Here is a 15,350-nt window from a genome sequence, read left to right as displayed (position 1 = left end):
AACATAGTGGTGGGGTTTCCGAGTGTCAAGACAACCTCACCGGCCATAAGCCATTGATCTATAATAGGAAATCGGCTTGTCGCAGGGGTGCGGCATGCTGTCCACAGGCGATCGTGGCGAAGTCGGGGCAGGGATCGGGGGATTCTGCCGGCCCTCACGCATGACTTGGCGCCGCCACGGCGTGGACCGGGCGGTTGTTGCGACTGGGCCGTATGCCCAAGAGGGCAACGGGCGAACCCCGAGACGGCTTTCGCCTCTTAGGAATAAAAAAGTGAGACGCAAGCCGTCTCGGGGTGCCGGTTTTTGGAGCACCACCGGGCCGGTCGCGCACACGCTCCCGTCCGAGCTAGAAGCTGTGGGACAGGCAAAACCCCCACCCGGCCCACCCCGCCACTGTTCCCGCCGTCCGGGCGTAGCCCGAATGGCCTTCTCACCTAAAATCGCTCTACTGGAGCGATTTTGCCTGCGGCCGGCTCGAAGCCTGCAGGCCGCCGTGTGGGGTGATGGGGAGAGAATACGGGAGGAGTTCGGGGCGGGAATAAGTTATCTTCCCATCCAGGAAGGACCCAGCGTGTGTTCCGCCCGCGGGGCGTTCAAAGCGGTCCGTGGACGGACGGGTCGGGCTTGCCCTGCCACACCAGGCGGTAAACGGCGCCTTGCCGCACCGACTGCACCGCGGCCGGTCGCAGGGCGGCAATACAGGTGCCGCTGACATGGCGCACCGAGGGATAAATGATGCCATTGAGGCCTTGTGCCCGTGCGCCATCGGCCAGCGCATTGCCCACGGGGTAGGCCGTTGCTGCCTCGCCGCCCAGAGCGGGATGATGCGGTCGCTGGCGCAGGTCGAGGAATTCACCCGCCAGGCTGCAGAACATTTCCGCATATTCGACGACGGCGTTGAAGTCGCCGGCATCGGCCAGCGCATTGGTGAGGTGATAGCTCACTTCGCGCAGGCAGGTTTCCACGCTCAGCGCAGCATACCAGGCGCCACGGTTGGCCCCGTTGAAGCGATTGGGTTGGCGCGGCTTGGCGTATGCGAACGAGGCATTGATGAAGCGGGCGTGGGGAACGTCATAGACCAGTTCATTGGCCGCGAGGCCGGAAATGCCCCGGTCCTCGGCCATCAGCCGCGCGCTGGTTGCTCCCTCGATCTCGCCGAGCAGTGCCAGTTCATCGTCGTTGTCGACCAGTGGCCGCAAGACGGCTTCGCGCAGGCGGGCCGTGGTCACGAGCCGGACAGTACGCGGGAACGCCTCGGTGACGACGGGAACGTCGTCGACCGCCAAAGTCACATTCCCCCACGCACGGCATCGACGTGGCGGCGCACATCGAGCATCTGCGGGATGCCACCTCGGATCATGGAGTCCACCGGGGTCAATTGGCCAAACAGCGGTCCCTTGTTGGCAAGGCTAGGCCAGCGATCTGCCATACCGTCTGCGAACAGCAGGTGCAGCCCCTTATAGACCCCGACCAGCGCCGAAATGCGCGTCATCTGGTCTTGGCTGAGCGTCTTGTCCTTGCCGTCCTGCTTGAGCCGCTCCCAAGTGCTTGTCGACACATCCAGCAAGGCCGCCGCCTGCTGACCGGTCAGGCCCCACTGTTCAACGAGGCGGCGATAGGCCTTGAGCGCCACTTTCGACAGTCGGGCCCGATCCGCATCACGCGAAAAGTCTTGTCGCTCGGCAAGTTCGGGGAGGGTTTGGGCAAGGGCGGGCATGTCGGCGTCCATCAAATGATAATGGTTATATATATCAAATGATGGGGGATGTCGAGTGTTCAAGCGCCGGGGCTCAGCTCGCTTCCCGGAAGCTCTCGGCGGTGGTGAGGTCTACCGATACCAGCTGGCTCACCCCACGCTCGGCCATGGTCACGCCGAAGAGGCGATCGACCCGGCTCATGGTGATGGGATTGTGGGTAATGACCATAAAGCGCGTATTGGTGCGCTGGCGCATGCTGTCGAGCAGGTTGCAGAAGCGCTCGACATTGGCGTCGTCGAGCGGGGCATCGACTTCGTCCAAGACGCAGATCGGCGCCGGATTGGTGAGGAACACCGCAAAGATCAGGCTCATGGCCGTCAGCGCCTGTTCGCCGCCCGACAGCAGGGTCATAGTCTGCGGCTTCTTACCGGGCGGGCGGGCTATGATCTCCAGGCCCGCTTCGAGCGGGTCGTCGCTTTCGACAAAGCTCAGTTCCGCGGTCCCGCCGCCGAAAAGGCTGGTGAACAGCTCCTGGAAATGCGCATTGACCTTTACGAACGCGTCGTTGAGCCGGGCCCGGCCTTCGCGGTTGAGCGACTGAATGCCGGTGCGCAGCTTGGCGATGGCCTCGATCAGGTCGTTCTTGTCCTTGACCATCACGTCCAGCTTTTCCTGGACCTCGACGGCTTCCTTCTCGGCAGACAGGTTCACCCCGCCCAGCCGCTCACGCTCAGCCTTGAGCCGCTCGACCTTTTGCTCGGTCGCCGATTCCGAGGGAAGGGCCTCCTCGGCCCGGATACCGGACGCTTCAAGGGTCTTGCTGGCCGGGATATCGAGCGTTTCCTCGATCTGCCGTTCGATCTGCTGGCGCTGCGCGGCAAATCCCTTCATGCGCTCCTCGATGCGGGTGAGCTCGATCCGCGCATTGCCCAACAGGTCACTGGCGGCCTTGAGCGCCTTGTCGGCTTCGCGATAACCCGATTGCGCGACATTGAGATTGTCGCCAGCGGTGCGGTGCTCAGCCTTGGCGACCTCGATCTGGTCTTCAAGCTGGGCGCGCCGGGCGGCAAAGCCATCGGGCGTTTCGGTGACGCTGGCAAGCTGCGCGCTGACTTCGGCGCTACGTTGATCGAGCGTGGAAAGCTGGGCGAGAGCGCCGTCGCGGCGGCGCTGCCAACTTTGCGCATCGCGATCGAGCTGGGCGAGGCGGCTTTCGCGCATGCGAGCGGCAGTCTCGAAGCTGCCGAGCCTGAGCCGGGCCTGGTCGGACCGGTCGCGCGCGGATGACAGCACCGACTGAAGCGCGTCCGCGGCGCGCGCGGACTCGTCCTCGCTGCCCGCGTCGACCAGCGCCTGCTCGGCATCGGCGCGGATGGCTTCGGCTTCCTGAAGGCTGGACGCCAGGCGTATCCGGGCTTCCTCGAGCGCCGACTGGCGAGTGGTGAGGTCGCCGATGGCGCGCTGCGCCTTGTCGACGTCCGACTGCGCGGCGCCAATGGCATGCTGGGCCGCGCGCCAGGCTTCACGCTTGCTGCGTTCGTCCTGCCGAGCCGCGTCGAGGTCGGCGGCTAGGGCATCGACATCGCGCTTCCAGGCATTGCGCTCGCCCTTGCTGCGCGCAATCTCCTCATCAAGATCGGCCAGACGATTGCGCTGGGCCAGACGCTGCGCAGCTGGGCTCGGCGCATCGGCGGCGGAAACAAAACCATCCCAGCGCCACAGTGCGCCGTCCAGCGTCACCAGGCGCTGGCCGGGCTTGAGCGCATGCATCAGGCTGGGGCCGTCGGCGGCGTCGATGAGCCCGATCTGGTCCAGCCGGCGCTTGAGCAGTGGGCTGCCGGTGACGTAGCGCGACAGCGGCTCGGCAGCCTGGGGCAGGGCCGCGTCATCGGTGTGATCCACCGGCACCGACCAATGCATCGGCGCGCCAGCATCGGAACTGGCTTCCAGGTCGTCCCCCAGCGCGGCGCCAAGCGCAGTTTCGTAGCCTGGGGCAACCTTGAGCTGATCGACAATGGCCGGCCAAAGGCTCGTTCCGACATTGAGCATCTTGCCCAAGGTGGCCGCTTCGGCCTCCAGGCGATTGAGCGCCGCCTCGATTTCCGCCAGGCGCGGCCGCGCGGCATCGAGCTTGCTTTGTGCGGCGGCGGTCGCTTCCTCGGCTGTCGTGGCCAGCTGCTCGGCTTCGACAGTGCGCGCCTGCGCCGCGACCAGCGCCGCGCGCTTGAGCGTGAGCGTCCCGTCGGCATCGAGGCTGGCCGCGACGGTTTGCGCCTCGCGCTCCACCTCGGCGACCTGGCTCGTCAGCCGCTGAATGCGGGTGGCGGCGTCCTGCGCGGACCGCTGGGCCTGCGCCCGACGGGCCCGCACCTGCGCCAGTGTGTCCGATGCGGCACGCGCCTCGGTTTCGGCAGCGGTTACGGCCATGCGTGCCGTGTCGGCCTCGGCACGGGCGAGGTCGAAGTCGGCCTGCGCCGCTTCACCTTCCGCTGCAAGGCGAGCCTGCTCCTCGGCATAGGCGGCAAGCGTGCTTTCGGCTTCCGCTACCAGTTCGCGTTCGCGCACGCCGTCGGCGGCCAGTTGGCGGATGCGGTCTTCCAGCTCGGCCCGGCGCTGGTCGGCACGGCGCGCCTCTTCGGCAAGTTGCTCGGCAAGTATCGTGTAGCGCTGCAAAACGGCCCCGGTCACCGCTTCCCGTTCCCGCAGCGGCTGCAAGGCCGCCTCGGCGGCGGCCAGCTTGTTCTGTGCCTGCAGTTCGAGATGGGTCGCATCCGCGAGTTCGCGGATCAGCACGGCATGCTGGGCCTCGGTTTCCTTCTCGGCGAAGCGGGCCGCGACCCAGCGGATATGAAACAGCGTCGCCTCGGCGCGGCGGATGTCGCCCGACAGCGAGCGGTAGCGGGTGGCCAGCCGCGCCTGGCGCTTGAGGGTTTCGAGCTGGGTCTCGACCTGTGCGATGATGTCGTCGACCCGCTCGAGATTGGCTTCGGCGGCGCGCAGGCGCAGTTCGGCCTCGTGGCGGCGTGAATGGAGACCCGAAATGCCCGCGGCTTCTTCGAGCAGGGCCCGGCGTGCGGTGGGCTTGGCAGCGATCAGTTCGCCGATCTGGCCCTGCCGCACCATGGCGGGGGAGTGCGCCCCGGTCGAAGCATCGGCAAACAGCAGTTGCACGTCTCGCGCACGCACTTCCTTGCCGTTGACACGATAGACCGAGCCGGCCTCGCGTTCGATGCGGCGCGTGACTTCGAGCACGTCGGCCGTATTGAGGGCGGCGGGCGCCGTGCGGTCGGAATTGTCGAGGATCAGCGTGACTTCGGCGGAATTGCGGGCCGGGCGGTTGCCGGAGCCCGAAAAGATCACGTCATCCATGCCCGAGGCGCGCATGGCCTTGTACGAGCTCTCGCCCATCACCCAGCGCATGGCTTCGACGAGGTTGGACTTGCCGCAGCCATTGGGGCCGACGATGCCGGTCAGCCCCGGCTCCATCACGAGCGTGGTTTCGTCCGAGAAGGACTTGAACCCATGCAGCTTGAGGCGGGAAAATTTCATGGCAGCGCCACCGGGGCGGCGCTGCCGAAAGGCAGGTTACTGCGCAGGGGTAACGGGCGTTGCAGTCGGCTCGGCCGGCGCCATTGCATCGGCTGCCGGTGCCATGGCGTCGGTAGCGGCCGGAGCAGGCGCTGCCGCAGCAGGGGCGGCAGGCGTCGTGGCCACGAAGTCGGCAGGAACCAGCGGGTCGATCTCGGCAGCGAGCTGCTCGAGCGTCTTGTCACCAGTAAGCGTCTTGCCGTTGACATAGAATGTCGGGGTGCCTGAAAGACCGAATTCACTGAGCGCCTGTTCGCGCAAGGCTTCCATCCCCGTGAATAGGGCCTGATTCGTCAATGCGGCGTCGAAAGTTTCTTGGGTAAAGCCGAGCTGCTTGGCGATTTCGAGAATGGCGTCGCGTGGCGTCTGCGAGGTGGCCCAGGTGTTCTGGGTCTTGAAATAGGTCGCCAGCACGTTGTGGTAGTTGGTGGGGCCGCCGGCCTCGGCCAGCATGAACACGGCGGCGTCGAGCACGTTGCGGACGAACGGGCGGGTGATGAACCTGACCTTGCCGGTATTCACATAGGCTTCGATGAAGGACGGCAGCACATCATTGGAGAAGGCCGCGCAGTGGGGGCAGGTCGGCGAAGCATATTCGATGACGGTGACGGGCGCGGTTTCGCTGCCCTGTACATGGTCCGCGACGTCGCCGGCCGGCGCCATCAGCTTGGCCATATCGATCATGTCGCCTTCTTCAGCGTTGGCGGTGGCGACCCCGCAAAGGCTCAGAGCCGATGCGGCAGCGGCCAGGATGAGGGTGTCACGGCGGGTAAAGTTCACAGCTAACGCTCCTGGTTTGATGTGCGCGACACTACACGGGGCAAATGTGTGGGCAAGTGGGCACATTCATCAACCCGCCGTGAACAGTGCGGTTGCATTGTCGCATGTAATGGCAGGCTACTTCCGCCCCGATCTGCTGGATAGCGCGTGACCCAGTGTCCGCAACGCTTCCCTCAGATCATCATCTGCAACTTCGGCCACCTGGGCCCCGACCTTTGCGATAACGCTCTGGCTCGGTTGAGTGGGGTTTTGCGCCTTCTGCCCTGAACCGGGGGTGAACGGCTCTGCCGACAACTTGACGGCGCTGACCAGCAGAAACCCGAAGTAGCGGTTGATAGCCGCGGCAATCTTTGGACCCTCATGGGCAATGGCCAGGGCATGCCCCGGAACGCAGCGCAGCAACAGGGTCGCGCCCTCGGCGCTGCGCTCGCCCCGCGGCCAGGTTAGCTTGTCGGGAATGGCGACCTGGTCATAGGGCTTTGGCGCCATCACCGCCCAGTGGGTGATGATGTCCCTGCTGGCAAAGCCGCGCTTTTTCAGCACCGGGTCGAGCGCGCCGCTGAGCACGTCGGCGATGTTCAACGTCCGATTGCGACGTTTGGGTTCGGGCAGGTCGTCCTTGGCCATATCGGTGAAGTACGCCCTCGCTATAGATCAGGCAAGGTGCCACGCCCTCGTGGTTCGACAGGCTCACCATGAGGGCTACTACGAGTTTTCAATAGACCTCCTCCGGCGCTGGTCGTGCCTGCGACCTTGTTTGGTGGCCTGGGCGAAGCTATTTGCTTGCCCATGCATCTCCCCAACCCCGCTCCCATCGATGCCCAGGCCGTGCTCGCCTGGTACGACCGCCATGCGCGCGACCTGCCCTGGCGGGTGTCGCCGGCCGACCGGGCGCGCGGCATCCGTCCCGATCCCTACCGGGTGTGGCTGAGCGAGGTGATGCTGCAGCAGACTACCGTGGCGGCGGTGAAGAACTACTTCCTGCGCTTCACCAGCCTCTGGCCGAGCGTCTTCGATCTCGCGGCTGCGCCGCTCGATAGCGTGCTCAAGCAATGGGCCGGGCTGGGCTACTACGCCCGCGCTCGCAACCTGCATGCCTGCGCCCAGGCCGTTGTCCGCGATCATGGCGGAGTGTTTCCCATGACCTCAGCCGGCCTGCAGACCCTGCCCGGCGTCGGCGCTTATACCAGCGCGGCGATAGCCGCGATCTGCTTTGAGGAGCCAATTGCCGTACTCGACGGCAATCTCGACCGCGTGCTGGCGCGCTACTACGCGCTGCCGGTGCCGGTGCGCGTGGCCAAGGACGAGTTGCGCGCGGCATTGCAGGCCGCAGTGCCGCGGAGGGCAGGGGACTTCGCCCAGGCTATGATGGATCTGGGCGCCACCATCTGCGCACCGCGTACCGCCGCCTGTATGCTCTGTCCCATCCAGCCCGGATGCCTGGCCACGAGAACCCTCGATCCGACGATTTATCCGCTCAAGCCGGCCAAGGCCGATCGCCCGGTACGCAAGGGCCACGCCTATGTGATGGTCGATGCGGATGGCGATGTGTATCTGCAGAGCCGCCCGGCCAACGGCCTGCTTGGCGGGATGACCGAAGTGCCGGGCTCGGCCTGGTCGCCTGAATTGGGCGAAGTCGCCTATCCGGTCGCCGGCGATTGGAAACATCGCGGCCAGGTCGTGCACGTCTTCACCCATTTCCGCCTCGAGCTTGAAGTGTGGTCCGCCTTGGTCGACCCCGACGGCCTCGAAGACGGCTGGTGGGCAGGGCGCAGCGCGCTGGCGGATGAGGCCCTGCCAACGCTGTTTCGCAAGGTCCTGGCAATTGCGGGCGTCGACTGACGACGCTCAGGCAGCCTGTTCACGCGCGCCGGATGGTTCCGGCTGCTCGGCGGAGGGGTCCGCCTCGACCCGGTTTCGTCCCGCGGCCTTGGCGCGATAGAGCGCGTTGTCGGCCCGAATGAAGGCGCTGGCGGGTGGCTGGCTCGGCTGGTACGCGCCGATGCCGAAGCTGGCGCTGAGCCGCTCGGTGGCCCCAAGCACCGGATGGGCCAGTTCGTTGAAGCGCCGACGGATCATTTCCGCCACATCCCGGGCATCCGCAGCGCTGGCGCCTGGCAGAAGCAGTGCGAATTCCTCGCCGCCAATCCGTCCCGCCTGATGTCCGGTGCGCTCGATCAGTGCGGCGAAAGCCTTGATCACGGCGTCGCCGATCTGATGGCCGTATCGATCATTGACCAGCTTGAAGTGGTCGAGGTCGCAGAAGATCACCGCGCCACCGGCCGGACCGGCCTGACCCGCCATCGCGTCGATCGCACGGCGGTTCAACAAGCCCGTAAGCCCATCGCGTTCCGACTGCTGCTGGTAGGTGGCGATGGTGTCGGCGATGATCGAGGAAATCACCAATGCAATGATGCCCAGTGTTACCAGGCTCTCGACGGCAAGAAGGGTCAACTCCACTACCGAGCCGTTGTAGTCCGAAAACCCAACGTCCGGCCCGAAGTAAAAGGCAATCAGCGGCAACCGCGCCGCCCGCAGCAGGGTCAGTGCCCCCACGACCAGCAGCAGCGAAACGTCAAGCATGCGCCACTTGATGCCGCTCAGGATGCGAAGGGCCGCATCGGTCATCGCCAAGGTGCAGGCAAGCTGGACGACGATGACCTGGAAGAAGAAGGGGGCGCCCGCCACAAAAAGCCCCACGGCAACCGCACACAGAGCGGAGAATGCCGCAAGATATGCCTGCCGCAGCCGTTTGTCGGGCATCAAGCAGTAGATCGTGTTGTTCGCCAGCCAGAAGCCGAATGGCGCCAGCACCATGGCGGAGACGAATTCGAGCGGTGTTCCGGCGGCGAAGGTGAGCAGCAGCGTTTGCGTGGTCCCGACAGCCAGTGCTGCGGCCACCCAGGCCAAAGGCACGTTTCGCTGCAGTGCCAGGCTGGCAACGGCGCAAAGCAGGGCCAGCAGGCCCAGCACGCCGGCAATGACAATATTGAGGCCCACGGTGGCAGTCACGGCAGCGTCCCTTGCGCACGACGCGCGCATGGTGGGGCCAGGCGGTTAACAACGCACTTCGAGCCGGCACAATTCCGAAATGCGGCCAGCTGAATTGTCTCGACGCAGGCGTTGACAAGCAGGGGGCTATGCCTGACCCTAGCGCCATGACCTGCCGCACCGCCAAGCTCAACGCATCGAAAAAAGCCCCCTTCCGGGGCTGATGGTCGTCGCGCGCAGGTTTTAGCAAGCACCGAGATCAGATTGACCCCGCCGGTTTCGACGGGGCTTATTCGTGCGCGCTCCGTCTCCGGCCCTGAGGAGACACATATGGAACGCCAGCATTCCCTTTCCGGCCTTTGGCTGCCGCTCATCACCCCGTTTCGCGATGGGCAACTCGACACGCCTTCGCTGCGCCGGCTGGTTGCCCACTATGCCGCACAGCCGATCGACGGTTTCATCCTGGGTGCGACGACCGGGGAAGGCATGTCGCTCGACGATGACGAAATCCGCGCCTTGCTGGCTATTACCCGCGCGGTCCTCGCCGATGCAGGTCGGCCAATCCCGATCTATCTGGGACTTTCGGGAAGCGATACGCGCAAGCTGATCAAGACGTTGCAGCATGTCCAGGACTGGGGGGCGGATGGCTACCTGGTCGCCTGCCCCTACTACACGCGACCGTCCCAGCGGGGCCTGTTGGAGCACTTCTCGGCGCTGGCAGATAGTGCAGATCGGCCGATCCTGATCTACAACATCCCCTACCGCACAGGCGTCAACCTGGGGAACGAGACCATGTTGCGCCTGGCGGAGCGCACCAACATCGTCGGGGTCAAGGATTGCTGCGCCGACCCGGCCCAGACCTTCGACCTCATCCGCCACAAGCCATCGGGTTTTGCCGTGCTGACCGGCGAGGACCCGCATTTCTATAGCGCCCTGAGCAGCGGCGCCGACGGCGCCATTCTGGCCTCGGCCCATGTTTATACTTCAGGCTTTGCCGGCATTGGCGACAAGCTCTCCGCAGGCGATCAACCCGGCGCGCTGGCCGACTGGCGGCGGCTTGCCGACATCCCCCGCCTGCTGTTTTCCGAACCCAGCCCCGGTGCGATCAAGCACTGGCTCTGGCGCACCGGCCTGATCGACAGCCCGGAAATGCGGTTGCCGATGGTGCCTGTCAGTGCGGAACTGGCGCGGAAGATCGAAGCCGCAATGGCCGTCGCCGATCAGCCTTGAGCGAGGTGCCAATGGGGCAGCGTAGCGATGATGAGCAATAGACCGAGCGCGGCGGCGAGCGGAATGACGACGCTGGCCTGGTTCCAGGGTTCGGGCAGAAAGCGCTTGCCCAGGAGGAAGACCGCCCATCCCACCACGACGGACACAAACATATGCACGGCAAAGGCGATCCAGATCATGCGCCCAATCTACCTGCATCGGTTTGATACGGCCAATCCCGGGCCCCGATGGCGTTAAGAAATCCGCAAGCGGCGGCCCAGCGGGCGCCCGGCGTTATTTGGCAAACAAAAAGGCCGCTGGGGCAAACCAGCGGCCGTTAGTAGAGCCTGAGACGATTGGAGGTCAGGATCAGGCAGAAAGCAAATCAAGTTTTGCACGGACGCCCGTGCGGAGCTCGTCGATCGGGCTGATCTGCCCGTTTTGTTCGTGGTGCCAGAAGGTCCAGCCGTTGCATGCTTCGGCGCCTTGTACCAACGCGCCAACCTTGTGGATGGAGCCTTGATGGGAGCCGGAGACGAGCGAGCCGTCTGCACGAACCATGGCAGAGTAACGTTTCGTTAAGTCGAAGAGTTGCGTGCCAGGATCAATAAGCCCCTGCTCGACCAGCGAACCGAAGGGGATGCGCGCTTCCTTGCGCTTGGGCGTGACTGACTGCAGCGCCTCGAACACGCCCGGCCGGATGCCGGCAATGCGCTTGAGGGCGGCGTTGATATAGTTCTGCTCGCGCTCGATGCCGATGAAGTGGCGACCCAGTTTGCGGGCAACGGCTCCGGTCGTGCCGGTGCCGAAGAAGGGGTCGAGCACGACGTCGCCCGGCTTGGTGGTGGCATTGAGAATGCGGAACAGCAGGGCTTCCGGCTTCTGGGTCGGATGGACCTTCTCGTCGTCCTCGCTCTTGAGCCGCTCTGCGCCGGTGCAGATGGGGAACAGCCAGTCGCTGCGCATCTGCGTGTCGTCATTGGCCAGCTTCATGGCTTCGTAGTTGAAGGTGACGCGGCTCTTCTGGCTCCGGGCGGCCCAGATCAGCGTTTCATGCGCATTGGTGAACCGCGTGCCGCGGAAGTTCGGCATGGGGTTGGCCTTGCGCCAGATCACGTCGTTGAGCATCCAGAAATCGAGATCCTGGAGCGCGGTGCCGACGCGGAAGATGTTGTGGTAGCTGCCGATGACCCAGAGGGCGCCATCAGGCTTGAGCACGCGGCGCGCCGCCTTGAGCCAGGCGCGCGTGAAGGCGTCGTAATGGGCAAAGCTGTCGAACTTGTCCCAGTCGTCGTCCACCGCATCGACCTTGCTCTGGTCGGGGCGGGTGAGGCCCTGGTCCAGCTGCAGGTTATACGGAGGGTCAGCAAAGATCAGATCGACTGAGCCGGCCGGCAAAGCATTCATGTGGTCGATGCAATCGCCCACAAGGATGGTATCGATCGGGAGGCGCGATGCCTCCTCCGCAGCGGCCTTTTCGGCCGTACGCGCGGTACGCAACATACACTTAACCCTAACGCAGTACTAACGAGACGGTTATAGCCTGCCAGAGTTAATGGAGCGTTCGTAAGGGGTTAGCGGGAGGTTAAGGGAGGTCGCTTGCACGGTCGATGGAACGGCTTTCGTGGCCCCACCCCCTCCCGGCCTCCCCCATCAAGGGGAGGTGCCGCTCTGTGGGTTGGTCTCGATTGTGCAACGAGAGCGGAGAGAAACCTCCCCCCTTTATGGGGGAGGTAGGAGGGGGTGGAGTCATACGCTCCATGCGCCTCAAGCTACCGCGGCCACGCCCCGCAGGCGCTCCCATGCCTCCGCCACCGGGGCGAATTCCTCGCGATGGTGGCGACAGGGGCCATGCTGCACCAGTGCGCGCATATGCTGGGGTGTCGAGTAGCCCTTGTGGCCGGCAAAGCCGAAATGGGGCGCGTCGCAATCCATGATCTTGCACATCCGGTCGCGCGTCACCTTAGCGACGACCGAGGCGGCGGCAATGGAAACGCTGCGCCCGTCCCCGCCGATCAGCGCCAGGCCCTCGCAGGGCAAGCCCATCGGCACGTCGCGGCCGTCGATCAGCACGCGGTCGGGCCGCAGGCTGAGGCTCGAGGCGGCCTGCGCCATGCCCCAGAGGGTCGCGCCGCGAATATTGTGGCTGAGGATGATCGAGGGCGGCGCCACCACGACCGAGACTGCCAGCGCCGTGGCCATTACCTGTTCGAACAGCAATTCGCGCTGCTCTTCGGTCAGCTTCTTGGAATCGTTGAGCCCGGGCGGAATGGCGCGCGCATCCAAGACCACGGCAGAAACCACGACCGGGCCGGCCAGCGGACCGCGACCGGCTTCGTCGACGCCGGCGATGATGCGGGCGCCACGCGCCATGAGCTGGCGCTCATGGATGTAGTCAGGCTCGGTCTGAACAGGCGAATCGAACAGCATGCCGCCAGCATCGTCCTCGCGCCGGCCAAGTCAACGCCACGGCGATCACAGCCGCGCCAGCATGGTCTCGCGATCGGGCGCGAACAGGTGGTGGCCCACGCGGTTCGTTTCATAGACGAAGTCGTGCAGCGACTTGCTCGCCGCCACCTCGGCGGCGATATCGCCGAGCACCACCAGCCGCTTCTGGTAGTTCTGCAATTTCTGGATGAATCCACCGGCGAGGCCGTTGCGCAATTCGAAGAACTGCGGATCGAGCCGGGCCACCGGCACCACGATGATGTCGGCGTCGGTGCCATAGGTGGCTCCGACGAGGTCGAGCGCGTCCTGTTCGGTGGCCAGCAGCGCACCCGTGGCGGCGACTTCGAACAGTGCCTTCCCGTTTTCCGTCGTGATGGTCATCTTGTTGTCCTTTCGACACGCTCTGCACTGTAATGTCCGAGACGGACTGCTATATACGAGGCTGCTGGGGGCAGCACACGAAAGCATCTCGATGATCGCCAAAATCGGCAGCGCCTTAATTGCTTTGGTCGCCGCGTCCCTGCCAGTCGCCGCAGCGCCCTTCCACCATCCCTTTGGTGAATGGCGGGAATATCACCGGGACTGGCTGGCCGCCTGCCCCGACGTCATCGACGAAGATGCCAGCGACTACTATGGCTTTTCCTGCTTTGCCAGCACCGGCAGCCAGGAGCTGAACAGCGCCGGCCTGCCGGCTTACAAGCTCACCATCTTCCGCAATCGCCTCAACGGCGAGCTCGACCTAGCCATCACCGTGGCAGCCGATGGCGTGGAGGCCGATACGAGCGGGGTGCTGAAGCTCTCCTTTGGCGGCGGAGTCGCCGAGAGCTTCGATTTCGGCCGTGATCTCGAAACGCGCTACAATACGGTCAACCAGTTCTTCATCGTCGATCCAGCGCGCAAGGCGGCTTTGCTGGACCAGTTGAAGGAGCGTGCCTCCCTGGTCCTGACCGTGCCGCTCAAGGGCGGTGCCCAGCCCAGCAAGGATGTGTGGCTATCGCTGCGGGGCGTGACCGCCTCGATCGACTTCATGGCCGCCTATGCGCGCCGGGTCGCGCAGTACTAGAGCGGCGGCAGGCGCCGCTTGACCGGCTGCGTCTTGATGATGGCCGTGCTCGTCTCGGCCTTGTCGGCGATGCGGTCGAGGATCTCGTCGAGCTGCTCGATCGACCGCATATGCAGGCGTGCGACGAAGCAGTCGTCGCCGGTCACCTTGTCGCATTCGGTGATCTGCGGAATGTCCTCGATCAGCCGCTGCACGATGTGCAGCTTGCCGGGCAGCGGCCGTATCCGCACGATGGCCTGTAGCGGATAGCCTATGGCTCTGAGGTCGAGATCGACCGTGAAGCGCGCGACCACGCCTCGCTCCTCGAGTCGCCGCAGGCGCTCCGAGGCGCTGGGCGACGACAGGCCCACCTGTTGCGCCAACTCCTTGATCGACAGCCGGGCATTGTCGGCCAGGGCTTCGATGATTTTCTGGTCGATCTCATCAATCATGGAGATTCCTTAGGCGGTTATCCGAATTTTTGGCAAATTGTAAGGTGAAGCGCCCGATTTGCCTATGCCTTATCATAGAAGTCGACCGCTATAGGGGCGTAATCTGGCCCAATATGGAGGCGGCCATGAGCACCACGCGCGGAACGATCGAGATGACTGTGGCCATGGCCATATCCGGCACCATCGGCGTCTTCGTGGTGTTCTCCGGCCAGCCCATCGTCGATATCGTGCTGTGGCGCTGCGTGTTCGGCGCTGTGCCGCTGCTTGTTGCCTGCGCGGCGCTCGGCCTGTTCCGGCCTGGCATCATCACGTGGCGCCAGTTCACCCTTGCCGTGCTTGGAGGCGTCGCTATTGTGGCCAATTGGCTGCTGCTGTTTGCTGCCTATCCGCTCGCATCCATTTCCATGGCCACCGCCGTCTACAACACCCAGCCTTTCATGCTGGTCGGGTTCGGCGCGCTGTTCCTGGGCGAGCGGCTCACCGGCCACAAGCTGGCCTGGCTCGCCATCGCCTTTGCTGGCGTGGTCCTGATCGCCAATGCCAAGGCGGGGCCGGGCGGAACCGACTATCTTGCCGGGATCGCCCTGTCGCTGGGCGCAGCCTTTTGCTACGCGGTGGCCGCCTTTATCACCAAGCGGCTGAAGGGCGTCCCGCCGCATCTGATCGCGCTGATCCAGGTCGGTGTCGGCATGCTGATGGCGGCGCCTTTCGCCAACCTAACGCAACTGCCCACGGCGCACGATACCTGGCTCAGTCTGGCCGCGATCGGCGCCGTGCATACCGGCCTGGTCTATATCCTGCTCTACGGCGCCATCCAGAAGCTGCCAACGCACCTTACCGGCGCGCTGTCGTTCATCTATCCGGTCGTGGCGATCGTGGCCGATTTCGTCGTCTTCGGACATTGGCTGGGCCTGTCGCAACTGGTGGGCGCGGCCGCAATTCTGGTGGCGGCAGCCGGCATGACGCTGGGCTGGCGGCCCTTCAGGGGTCCATGGCGGAGAACGCGACTTGCGGGCGATTAGCCGGTTACCCGAACATTTTCCCCCGTCAGGTGCCGCGCAGCTCACCTGCGCATTGACCTCTCTCCACATTTGTTGTTCCACACGGACCGGTCGCTGATCCAGCGGCCCCTGTCTTGACTGG

General features: G+C 64.8%; 15 protein-coding genes. 4 read left to right on the top strand and 11 right to left on the bottom strand.

The window, feature by feature from the left end:
• Positions 1-593: 593 nt before the first annotated feature.
• From JI749_RS15940 to JI749_RS15920, 5 genes are all read right to left on the bottom strand, one after another.
• Entirely contained in the window at positions 594-1,286 is a 693-nt protein-coding gene (locus JI749_RS15940) for an RES family NAD+ phosphorylase (protein WP_201656178.1), read from the bottom strand.
• Positions 1,287-1,288: 2 nt separating this feature from the next.
• Complete coding sequence (locus JI749_RS15935; RefSeq protein WP_233280788.1) at positions 1,289-1,729, bottom strand: antitoxin Xre-like helix-turn-helix domain-containing protein; 441 nt, start codon at positions 1,727-1,729, stop codon at positions 1,289-1,291.
• A gap of 61 nt (positions 1,730-1,790) precedes the next feature.
• On the bottom strand, positions 1,791-5,246 hold the full coding sequence (gene smc / locus JI749_RS15930) for a chromosome segregation protein SMC (RefSeq protein WP_201656174.1): 3,456 nt from the start codon (positions 5,244-5,246) through the stop codon (positions 1,791-1,793).
• Positions 5,247-5,282: 36 nt separating this feature from the next.
• Positions 5,283-6,065, bottom strand: a complete 783-nt coding sequence (locus tag JI749_RS15925) for a thioredoxin domain-containing protein (RefSeq protein ID WP_201656171.1) — start codon at positions 6,063-6,065, stop codon at positions 5,283-5,285.
• Between the two features lie 117 nt (positions 6,066-6,182).
• On the bottom strand, positions 6,183-6,692 hold the full coding sequence (locus tag JI749_RS15920; RefSeq protein ID WP_201656168.1) for a DUF721 domain-containing protein: 510 nt from the start codon (positions 6,690-6,692) through the stop codon (positions 6,183-6,185).
• Positions 6,693-6,854: 162 nt separating this feature from the next.
• Here JI749_RS15920 and JI749_RS15915 point away from each other — a divergent pair, with 162 nt between their 5' ends.
• Positions 6,855-7,907 (top strand): A/G-specific adenine glycosylase, encoded by a 1,053-nt coding sequence (locus tag JI749_RS15915; protein ID WP_201662923.1) that lies wholly within the window; start codon positions 6,855-6,857, stop codon positions 7,905-7,907.
• Positions 7,908-7,913: 6 nt separating this feature from the next.
• On the opposite strand, the gene JI749_RS15910 is transcribed toward JI749_RS15915, so the two are convergent.
• Complete coding sequence (locus tag JI749_RS15910) at positions 7,914-9,077, bottom strand: GGDEF domain-containing protein (protein ID WP_201656165.1); 1,164 nt, start codon at positions 9,075-9,077, stop codon at positions 7,914-7,916.
• A gap of 309 nt (positions 9,078-9,386) precedes the next feature.
• Here JI749_RS15910 and dapA point away from each other — a divergent pair, with 309 nt between their 5' ends.
• Positions 9,387-10,286, top strand: a complete 900-nt coding sequence (gene dapA, locus JI749_RS15905; RefSeq protein WP_201656162.1) for a 4-hydroxy-tetrahydrodipicolinate synthase — start codon at positions 9,387-9,389, stop codon at positions 10,284-10,286.
• Here the strand turns inward: dapA and JI749_RS15900 are convergent.
• The 4 genes from JI749_RS15900 to JI749_RS15885 all read right to left on the bottom strand — a co-directional run bounded on the left by JI749_RS15900 (position 10,277) and on the right by JI749_RS15885 (position 13,094).
• On the bottom strand, positions 10,277-10,465 hold the full coding sequence (locus JI749_RS15900) for a hypothetical protein (protein WP_201656159.1): 189 nt from the start codon (positions 10,463-10,465) through the stop codon (positions 10,277-10,279). The two genes, dapA and JI749_RS15900, sit on opposite strands and share 10 nt — an antisense overlap.
• 169 nt (positions 10,466-10,634) lie before the next feature.
• Positions 10,635-11,768 carry a site-specific DNA-methyltransferase gene (locus tag JI749_RS15895; protein WP_201656156.1) on the bottom strand — a complete coding sequence of 378 codons (1,134 nt, stop codon included), beginning with the start codon at positions 11,766-11,768 and terminating at the stop codon, positions 10,635-10,637.
• Between the two features lie 264 nt (positions 11,769-12,032).
• Positions 12,033-12,695 carry a ribonuclease HII gene (locus JI749_RS15890; protein WP_201656153.1) on the bottom strand — a complete coding sequence of 221 codons (663 nt, stop codon included), beginning with the start codon at positions 12,693-12,695 and terminating at the stop codon, positions 12,033-12,035.
• A gap of 45 nt (positions 12,696-12,740) precedes the next feature.
• The gene (locus tag JI749_RS15885) at positions 12,741-13,094 is read right to left on the bottom strand and encodes a DUF4180 domain-containing protein (protein WP_201656150.1); all 354 of its coding nucleotides are present in this window, start codon (positions 13,092-13,094) and stop codon (positions 12,741-12,743) included.
• Positions 13,095-13,185: 91 nt separating this feature from the next.
• Between JI749_RS15885 and JI749_RS15880 the strand changes: the two genes are divergently transcribed.
• A complete protein-coding gene (locus JI749_RS15880) occupies positions 13,186-13,776 on the top strand; it encodes a hypothetical protein (RefSeq protein ID WP_201656147.1) in 591 nt (196 codons plus the stop codon).
• Here JI749_RS15880 and JI749_RS15875 read toward each other — a convergent pair.
• Positions 13,773-14,207: an Lrp/AsnC family transcriptional regulator gene (locus JI749_RS15875; RefSeq protein WP_201656144.1), complete on the bottom strand. Its 435-nt coding sequence runs from the start codon at positions 14,205-14,207 to the stop codon at positions 13,773-13,775. The two genes, JI749_RS15880 and JI749_RS15875, sit on opposite strands and share 4 nt — an antisense overlap.
• A 125-nt stretch (positions 14,208-14,332) precedes the next feature.
• Between JI749_RS15875 and JI749_RS15870 the strand changes: the two genes are divergently transcribed.
• On the top strand, positions 14,333-15,229 hold the full coding sequence (locus JI749_RS15870; RefSeq protein ID WP_233280787.1) for a DMT family transporter: 897 nt from the start codon (positions 14,333-14,335) through the stop codon (positions 15,227-15,229).
• Positions 15,230-15,350 lie beyond the last annotated feature (121 nt).

It is taken from the genome of Devosia oryziradicis, from assembly GCF_016698645.1.
GTDB classification, from domain to species: Bacteria; Pseudomonadota; Alphaproteobacteria; order Rhizobiales; family Devosiaceae; genus Devosia; species Devosia oryziradicis.
The sequence above is the reverse complement of the archived record's forward strand: the minus strand, read 5'-3'. Positions and strand labels throughout refer to the sequence as shown.

What these genes read in the sequence shown, in the direction of transcription:
- JI749_RS15935 (WP_233280788.1), bottom strand. Translation starts at nt 1,729, where the DNA reads ATGGACGCCGACATGCCCGCCCTTGCCCAAACCCTCCCCGAACTTGCC.
- smc (WP_201656174.1), bottom strand. Translation starts at nt 5,246, where the DNA reads ATGAAATTTTCCCGCCTCAAGCTGCATGGGTTCAAGTCCTTCTCGGAC.
- JI749_RS15920 (WP_201656168.1), bottom strand. Translation starts at nt 6,692, where the DNA reads ATGGCCAAGGACGACCTGCCCGAACCCAAACGTCGCAATCGGACGTTG.
- JI749_RS15915 (WP_201662923.1), top strand. Translation starts at nt 6,855, where the DNA reads ATGCATCTCCCCAACCCCGCTCCCATCGATGCCCAGGCCGTGCTCGCC.
- dapA (WP_201656162.1), top strand. Translation starts at nt 9,387, where the DNA reads ATGGAACGCCAGCATTCCCTTTCCGGCCTTTGGCTGCCGCTCATCACC.
- JI749_RS15900 (WP_201656159.1), bottom strand. Translation starts at nt 10,465, where the DNA reads ATGATCTGGATCGCCTTTGCCGTGCATATGTTTGTGTCCGTCGTGGTG.
- JI749_RS15895 (WP_201656156.1), bottom strand. Translation starts at nt 11,768, where the DNA reads ATGTTGCGTACCGCGCGTACGGCCGAAAAGGCCGCTGCGGAGGAGGCA.
- JI749_RS15890 (WP_201656153.1), bottom strand. Translation starts at nt 12,695, where the DNA reads ATGCTGTTCGATTCGCCTGTTCAGACCGAGCCTGACTACATCCATGAG.
- JI749_RS15885 (WP_201656150.1), bottom strand. Translation starts at nt 13,094, where the DNA reads ATGACCATCACGACGGAAAACGGGAAGGCACTGTTCGAAGTCGCCGCC.
- JI749_RS15880 (WP_201656147.1), top strand. Translation starts at nt 13,186, where the DNA reads ATGATCGCCAAAATCGGCAGCGCCTTAATTGCTTTGGTCGCCGCGTCC.
- JI749_RS15875 (WP_201656144.1), bottom strand. Translation starts at nt 14,207, where the DNA reads ATGATTGATGAGATCGACCAGAAAATCATCGAAGCCCTGGCCGACAAT.
- JI749_RS15870 (WP_233280787.1), top strand. Translation starts at nt 14,333, where the DNA reads ATGAGCACCACGCGCGGAACGATCGAGATGACTGTGGCCATGGCCATA.